Origin of the sequence: Desulfobacter sp. UBA2225 (assembly GCF_002348205.1) — a bacterium.
Taxonomy (GTDB): Bacteria; Desulfobacterota; Desulfobacteria; order Desulfobacterales; family Desulfobacteraceae; genus Desulfobacter; species Desulfobacter postgatei.
This window is the reverse complement of record NZ_DDYV01000211.1, coordinates 1-6,296: the sequence shown is the minus strand read 5'-3', so window position 1 is coordinate 6,296 and position 6,296 is coordinate 1. Positions and strand designations below refer to the sequence as shown.

General features: G+C 47.6%; 8 protein-coding genes. 4 read left to right on the top strand and 4 right to left on the bottom strand.

Annotated elements, in window-relative coordinates; genetic code table 11:
* Nucleotides 1–6: 6 nt before the first annotated feature.
* Nucleotides 7–1,212, top strand: a complete 1,206-nt coding sequence (locus tag B3D59_RS10645) for a molybdopterin dinucleotide binding domain-containing protein (RefSeq protein WP_349676886.1) — start codon at nt 7–9, stop codon at nt 1,210–1,212.
* 113 nt (nt 1,213–1,325) lie between these two features.
* Here the strand turns inward: B3D59_RS10645 and B3D59_RS10640 are convergent, their stop codons facing one another.
* The 4 genes from B3D59_RS10640 to B3D59_RS10625 all read right to left on the bottom strand — a co-directional run bounded on the left by B3D59_RS10640 (nt 1,326) and on the right by B3D59_RS10625 (nt 4,779).
* Nucleotides 1,326–1,790: a cytochrome c3 family protein gene (locus B3D59_RS10640; RefSeq protein WP_286819675.1), complete on the bottom strand. Its 465-nt coding sequence runs from the start codon at nt 1,788–1,790 to the stop codon at nt 1,326–1,328.
* A 143-nt stretch (nt 1,791–1,933) separates the two neighbouring features.
* Entirely contained in the window at nt 1,934–2,797 is an 864-nt protein-coding gene (gene tatC / locus B3D59_RS10635; RefSeq protein WP_286819671.1) for a twin-arginine translocase subunit TatC, read from the bottom strand.
* Nucleotides 2,798–2,815: 18 nt separating this feature from the next.
* Nucleotides 2,816–3,208, bottom strand: coding sequence for a twin-arginine translocase TatA/TatE family subunit (locus tag B3D59_RS10630; protein ID WP_286819658.1), 393 nt, complete (start codon nt 3,206–3,208; stop codon nt 2,816–2,818).
* A gap of 83 nt (nt 3,209–3,291) precedes the next feature.
* Entirely contained in the window at nt 3,292–4,779 is a 1,488-nt protein-coding gene (locus B3D59_RS10625) for a DEAD/DEAH box helicase (protein WP_286819649.1), read from the bottom strand.
* A 150-nt stretch (nt 4,780–4,929) separates the two neighbouring features.
* On the opposite strand from B3D59_RS10625, the gene B3D59_RS10620 reads away from it, so the two are divergent.
* The 3 genes from B3D59_RS10620 to B3D59_RS10610 form a co-directional block, all read left to right on the top strand.
* Nucleotides 4,930–5,226, top strand: coding sequence for a YggT family protein (locus B3D59_RS10620; RefSeq protein WP_286819645.1), 297 nt, complete (start codon nt 4,930–4,932; stop codon nt 5,224–5,226).
* 22 nt (nt 5,227–5,248) lie between these two features.
* Nucleotides 5,249–5,749: a DivIVA domain-containing protein gene (locus B3D59_RS10615; protein WP_286819643.1), complete on the top strand. Its 501-nt coding sequence runs from the start codon at nt 5,249–5,251 to the stop codon at nt 5,747–5,749.
* Between the two features lie 49 nt (nt 5,750–5,798).
* Nucleotides 5,799–6,296: type IV pilus twitching motility protein PilT (locus B3D59_RS10610; protein WP_286819641.1), on the top strand; the 498-nt coding region annotated here is incomplete at its 3' end.

The window sequence follows — 6,296 nt, the reverse complement described above, 5'->3', positions numbered from 1 at the left end:
GGGCAGCTGGATGTTGAAGGGGGCCGCTGTTTTGTCCCCCATGAGAATCAGATCCATCTGAATAAAGATCACCAGATTGCAAGCCCTGGGTTTGATCGCTCCATCGGTGCAGGACATTTCCCGGTTTACGCCCATTTCTGCGGAGGAGAGCCCCATGCCAACCGTCTGCCGAAATCTATTTTAGAGGGGGATCCTTATAAAATCCACGGCCTGTTTATCCTTGGCGCATCCATCCTCACTGCCTGGCCCAACCCCATTTTGTGGCAAAAGGCCTTTGATGCCCTGGATTTTCTGGTCTCCATTGATCTGCAGCTCACCCGGGATGCCGCCTGGGCGGATATTGTACTGCCGGCCACCACGGCTTTTGAGCAGTCATCCTATTGCTTTTACGGCAATGCTGTCCGGTTACGGGAAAAAATGATTGAACCGGTGGGGCAGAGCAAACCCTGCTTTACCATATTAACGGAACTGGCCCAAAAACTTGGGTATGGCGAAAAGTTTCCTGCCAATGAAACACATTTGCTGGACCTGGTTTTAAAAGATACCGGCATTACCCGGGCCGATATGGAACAGGATGAGCGCCTGACAGTGCGCAAACCAGCCGAACCCATGACCTACCGGAAATGGGAGACAGGGCATTTGCGAACGGACGGAAAGCCAGGCTTTGAAACCCCGTCCGGCAAGTTTGAAATTAAATCGCAGCTGCTGGAGGAGATGGGGTATGAGGGATTGCCAAAATATGAAGAATCTTTTGAAACCCCCGTCAGTCAACCTTTACTGGCCAACCGGTTTCCTTTGATTCTTGGAACGGGCCCCTTTAAACCGGACATGAAATCCTGTCTGCGGGCAATTCCTGATTTTATTGAAAAATATCCGGATCCCATGGTTCAGATGAATCCGCAGGATGCCGCAGATCGACAGATTGAGACCGGTGATACGGTGGTGGTGAAAACGCCCCGGGGGTTTGTGGAGATGCGGGCCGATGTCACGGAAAATGTGATGAAAGGGTTTGTTTACGCACCAGTGGGCGGCGGCGGTCCTTTAGGCCCGGAATCCTGGCGAAAAGCCAATGTCAATGTGCTTACCGACCTTGAGCAGTTTGATCCCATCTCCGGGTTTCCCGTGTATAAAACGCTGATGTGCCAGGTAAAAAAGAAACACAGAAGGCGGACCATTGTGGTCCAGGACCCAAGTCTGGGGTGTGTGGGGTGATGTTTTACTCATTGACATACCTGGCGGCGTGAAACGTAAAAAAGGGGAAAACCATACGGTTTTCCCCTTTTCAAATATATAACGGGTAAACGGTTAATCGTCTACCTTGATAATTACATTTTTGTGTGGCAGTCGCCGCATTTGGTGCCGACCGTCAGGCCTTTTTCCTTGTGGCAGCCAATGCAGTTTTCATGGATGGCTGATTCAAGGTGCATGATGTCAACAGGTTTGGCCTTGTATTTGCCCTGGAAGGTTTTGTCGCCGGCTTTTACATTGCTGTGGCACTCTTCGCATTTTTGGACATCATGGCCTGCTTTAAGATCGGCAAGGGGTTTGCCCTCTTTGTCATGATGGCAGTCGCCGCAGGAAATTTTGTACTCTTCATAATGTTTTTTATGGGTGAATTCAACCAGCTTGCAAGGTTTTTCTGCATCCGGCGATTTTTTACGCGTTGCATCTAAAATTTTGCTTTTCATGGTGATCACATCATCTACAGTGTTCCCTGCCTGTATGCCGGAGGCAGTGAAAACCACAGCAATCCCTGCTGCCAGCAGGAGGGTAAAAATTTTCTTGTTCATAACCTCTTTTCTCCTTTAAAAGTTAAAACTATATTGCTTTTTTTCGGCTATAGAGCCGATTATGTCTTTCATTACCTGCCTTTTTTACACCTAAGCCCCGGGTAAAGTCAATCCTAACCGTCTTTGTAAAATTTTTCAGGGTGCTATTTTTCATCTTCATCTTCTGTATCGCTTTCAGTATTCTCCCCGTCTTCGGGGTCCTGGGAAACCGACGCCTCGTCTTCCTCGTTTTCCTCGTCCTCCTCGTCCTCCTCGTCCTCTTCCTCTTCCTGAGCCGTGGATTTTCGTGAAAAAATAGTGGCGCCAATAATCCCAACCTCATATAAAACAATAAGCGGCAAGGCCATCATAATCTGGCTAACCACATCCGGGGGGGTAAGGATTGCTGCTACCACAAAAAACAGAAGTATGGCATATTTCCTGTTTTTTTTTAAAAAGGCGGGGGGAACCAGACCCATGCGGGACAAAAAGGTCAGGACAAGGGGCAACTCAAAAACAAATCCAAAGGCCAGAAGCATTTGGGATGCGAAGGATAAATACTCCTTCATGGAAGGCATTGCCTGGATGGTTTCCGTGGTAAAGCCCAGAAAAAACTCAAACCCGTATGGAAAAACAATAAAATACCCGAATGAGGCACCGGCAATAAAGAAAATAAGCGATAGAATGATTATGGGCAGGACATATTTTTTTTCTTCCCGGTACAGCCCCGGAGAAACAAACATCCAGAATTCATAAAACAGTACCGGGGTGGCAAGGGCAATGCCTGCCAGCAAGGCCACTTTCATATAGGTGAAAAAGGCTTCGGGTAAGCCTGTAAATATTAGTTTTGCATTGCCGCTTTTTGCCATAGCGGTTACCAGGGGGGCCGTCAGAATCTCAAACAGTTGTTCCTTGAAAAAATAGGCAACAACAAAGCCTAAACCCACGGCAATAAAGGAGTGAATCAGACGGTCACGCAATTCGCCCAGATGCTCGGTAAAAGGACTTTTTTCTTCCTGGTCGTTCATGTCGGATACCTGATGGATTTATTCTTTAGAGGTGACTGTTTCTGTTTTGGACGAAGCCGGGGGCGGGGGGCCTGCATTCGGGTTGTCCTGTGCCGGTTCCGGGGATGCTTTGGCTTTCTGCTCATCCGCCTTGTCCGTGGTCTCCGGTTTGGCGGAAACCTGCTGCGGTTTGGGGTCTTCCGTGCCTATATCCTTAATAACATCTTTGAGTTTTCTTTTAACAGGTTTCGGCTTGGCTTCATTTACCGTGGTTTCTATATCAATGGAATTTTTCAGTTCCTGGGCAGATCGCTTGAATTCCCCCATGGCTTTGCCGAGCATTTTTGCAACTTCCGGCAGTTTCTGCGGACCTATGACGATAAGGGCTATGGCCAGAATCAGCAAAATTTCCGGCATTCCTAGACCAAACATATGGTGGTGTTACTCCTTGTGATGTCAAAATTGGTTAGTTAACGGGCTATTTTTACATTGAATATGCGTGGGTGTCAACCGGGTCATGGGTTTTTGCTTGCCATTGTTGTTGCGGGCTTTTTTCGTTTCCTGTAAGGCGTTTTCTCTTTATTCTCAGCTTTTGTTTGATTCTGTTTAGACCTTTGCTTTGAAGGACGCGGCACCGGTGCCGGCAGCTTCGCTTCCAGAGCTCCTGTCGGATATTCGCAGCTGATTTTGTGGCCAAGTACCTCTTCAATTTTAGGGATTTGAAACGAACTCATTTCATCGGCAAAACTTATTGAGGTACCCGTGGCGCCGGCCCTGCCGGTGCGTCCGATTCTATGGATGTAATGCTCGGGTTCCAGGGGTAGATCATAGTTGATTACGTGGCTGATGTTTTCAATATGAAGTCCCCGGGCGGCTACGTCTGTTGCCACCAGAACATTCAGATCCCCGGTCTTAAACCTGTTGAGCACCTCGAATCGTTTGTCCTGGGCCACATCTCCGGACAGTATCCCCGCATTCAGGCCGTACCTGGATAATTTTTCCGACAGATGCCGGGCCGTATCCTTGCGGTTGACAAAGATGATGACCCGCTCAAGATTTTCACTAATTAGAAGATTGCAGACATTTTTAAACTTATCCCCTTCCGTGGTCAGATAGACAATCTGGTTGATGCTCTCCGCAGCGGCATGTTCCGGATCAATTTCAATGCCCACGGCATCCCGGGTCCAGGATTCGGCGAGGCGGAGTACATCGTCTGTGAGGGTGGCGGAAAAAAACAGTGTCTGGCGCTTGTCCTTGTGAGGTGTCATATAAATCAGGCGGCGGACATCCGGGATAAATCCCATGTCCAACATTCGGTCCGCCTCGTCAATGACAACAATTTCCACCCTGGACAGATCAATCAGTTTTTTTGAGATAAAGTCCAGAAGGCGTCCCGGGGTTGCAGCTATGACGTCCACGGGTTTGTCTGTCAGAAGCGTCTGCTGTTTGCGATAATCCGTGCCGCCAAAAATCGGGACAATGCGAAGATGGGAATATTTGGCAAGTCCCTTGAAATCCTTTTCAATTTGGTGAACCAGTTCCCTTGTGGGGGCAAGGATCAGGGCCCGGGGATACTTTTTTTCCCGCTTGACGGATGTGCGGACAAACCGATCAATCAAGGTAATGATAAAGGTGGCACTTTTGCCTGTTCCGGTCTGGGCCTTTGCGGTCGCGTCCCGACCGTCAAGGGTGTGAGGAAGAAGCTGGGCCTGGATCTCTGTGCAGTATTTAAAATTAAGGTCACAGATGGCGTGCATCATCCCCGTGGTCAGCTGGAGGTCATGGAAACGGGTCTTTCCCTCCTGGGGCTCGACCTGGAAATTCTCCAGGGTCCAGCTCGGTTTTCTGATTTTTTGACGCGGCTTTTCAACCGTCCCGGCGTCCCTGTTATGTGGGGCTGTAGTCGGTTTAGGTTTCCTGGGTTCCGAAATAGTGGTTCCGGCATTTTGTTTTTTTGGTTTTCCTGCAAAAAGTTTTTTTATGAAGTTGATTAATTTTTTCAAAATAATTTAAACATAATTTTTTAAAGGGTAAATATTTAAACGATCTGTACTTTTATAACAATGTAGAGAAAAAGTCAAAAAAACTTGACTTTTCAATTGTCTCACGGTAACAACGTTCCATAAAAACAACCTGAACCAGGGTGATGTAGAATGCTGATATTGGCTAATTTCTTTATGGCTATTGCCATTGTTCTTGACTATGCTTTAAATATTTATATGTGGATAATTATTGCCTCGGCCGTGCTGTCCTGGGTGAATCCGGATCCGTACAACCCAATTGTCCGGTTTCTTCGCAAGACAACGGAACCGGTGTTTTACCAGGTCCGCAAACATCTTCCCGTGACCTTCGGCGGTTTGGATATGTCCCCGATAGTTGTATTTTTAGTTATTATTTTTCTTCAGAATTTTGTTGTAAAGAGCCTGATCGGCATGGCCCGTTCGATGTGATAATCATAAAGGGAGTTTGTTCATGGGCGTTACACCTTTGGTGATCAAACAAAAAGAATTCTCCACCCGTTTCAGAGGTTTTGATGTACAGGAAGTGGATACCTTCCTTGAAGAAGTGGCAAGGGAATTTGAATCCCAGGAAACTGCCATAGAACAACTCAGGCAGGAAAATCATCGATTGAATTTGGAAAACCAAGGTTATAGAAAACGCGAAGAATCAATGAGAAATGCCATGATTCAGTCCCAGAGAGTACTGGATCAGATGAAGGAAAACGCTGAAAAATCCGCCCAGGTAACAATCGCAAATGCAGAGGTTGAGGCTGAAAAGATTCTGAACCGGACCCATAAACGTCTTTCCCAGTTGCACAGCGATATTACGGAACTTAAACGCCAGCGCATCCAGCTTGAAATGCAGATCGGTTCGGTGCTTGAGTCGCACTCAAAACTGCTCGAAATGACCAAGGAAGAAAATAAAGCTGCCGACGAATCAGATGCGGCCGTGAGATTTATCCGTCGGGCCTGAGTCCTTTTCCCCGTTCAGGGGGCAAATAACAAAATAATAAGGGGAAAAAATGGCTGAAATTGATGCATTTTTCAAGCTTATGCATGACCAGGGGGCATCCGATCTGCATCTGACTGCGGGGCAGCAGCCTGCGTTAAGACTTCACGGCGACATCGAGCGAATTAAATACGATAAACTGACCAGTGATAAGCTGCGCGGCATGCTGTATGAAATTACCTCCCAGGAAAAGATTAAGGAATTTGAAGAGACCGGGGATGTTGATTTTGGGTATGAAATTCCCGGCCTTGCCCGTTACAGGGCCAATTATTTTATGCAGAAAAACGGCATAGCCGCGGTATTCCGCGAAATCCCCTCGGATATTCTGACTGCCGAAGCCCTTGGGTTGCCGCCTGTCATTTCAAAACTGGCAGACCTGCCCAGGGGGCTTGTACTGGTGACCGGACCCACCGGGTCCGGTAAATCAACCACCCTTGCTGCCATCATTGATCAGGCCAATAGAAACAGAAAAGACCATATTATTACGGTGGAAGACCCTATCGAGTTTGTT

Bases quoted from the DNA above. Each gene is read 5' to 3' on its own strand.
- B3D59_RS10640 (WP_286819675.1), bottom strand. From the start codon at position 1,790: ATGAACAAGAAAATTTTTACCCTCCTGCTGGCAGCAGGGATTGCTGTG.
- tatC (WP_286819671.1), bottom strand. From the start codon at position 2,797: ATGAACGACCAGGAAGAAAAAAGTCCTTTTACCGAGCATCTGGGCGAA.
- B3D59_RS10630 (WP_286819658.1), bottom strand. From the start codon at position 3,208: ATGTTTGGTCTAGGAATGCCGGAAATTTTGCTGATTCTGGCCATAGCC.
- B3D59_RS10620 (WP_286819645.1), top strand. From the start codon at position 4,930: ATGCTGATATTGGCTAATTTCTTTATGGCTATTGCCATTGTTCTTGAC.
- B3D59_RS10615 (WP_286819643.1), top strand. From the start codon at position 5,249: ATGGGCGTTACACCTTTGGTGATCAAACAAAAAGAATTCTCCACCCGT.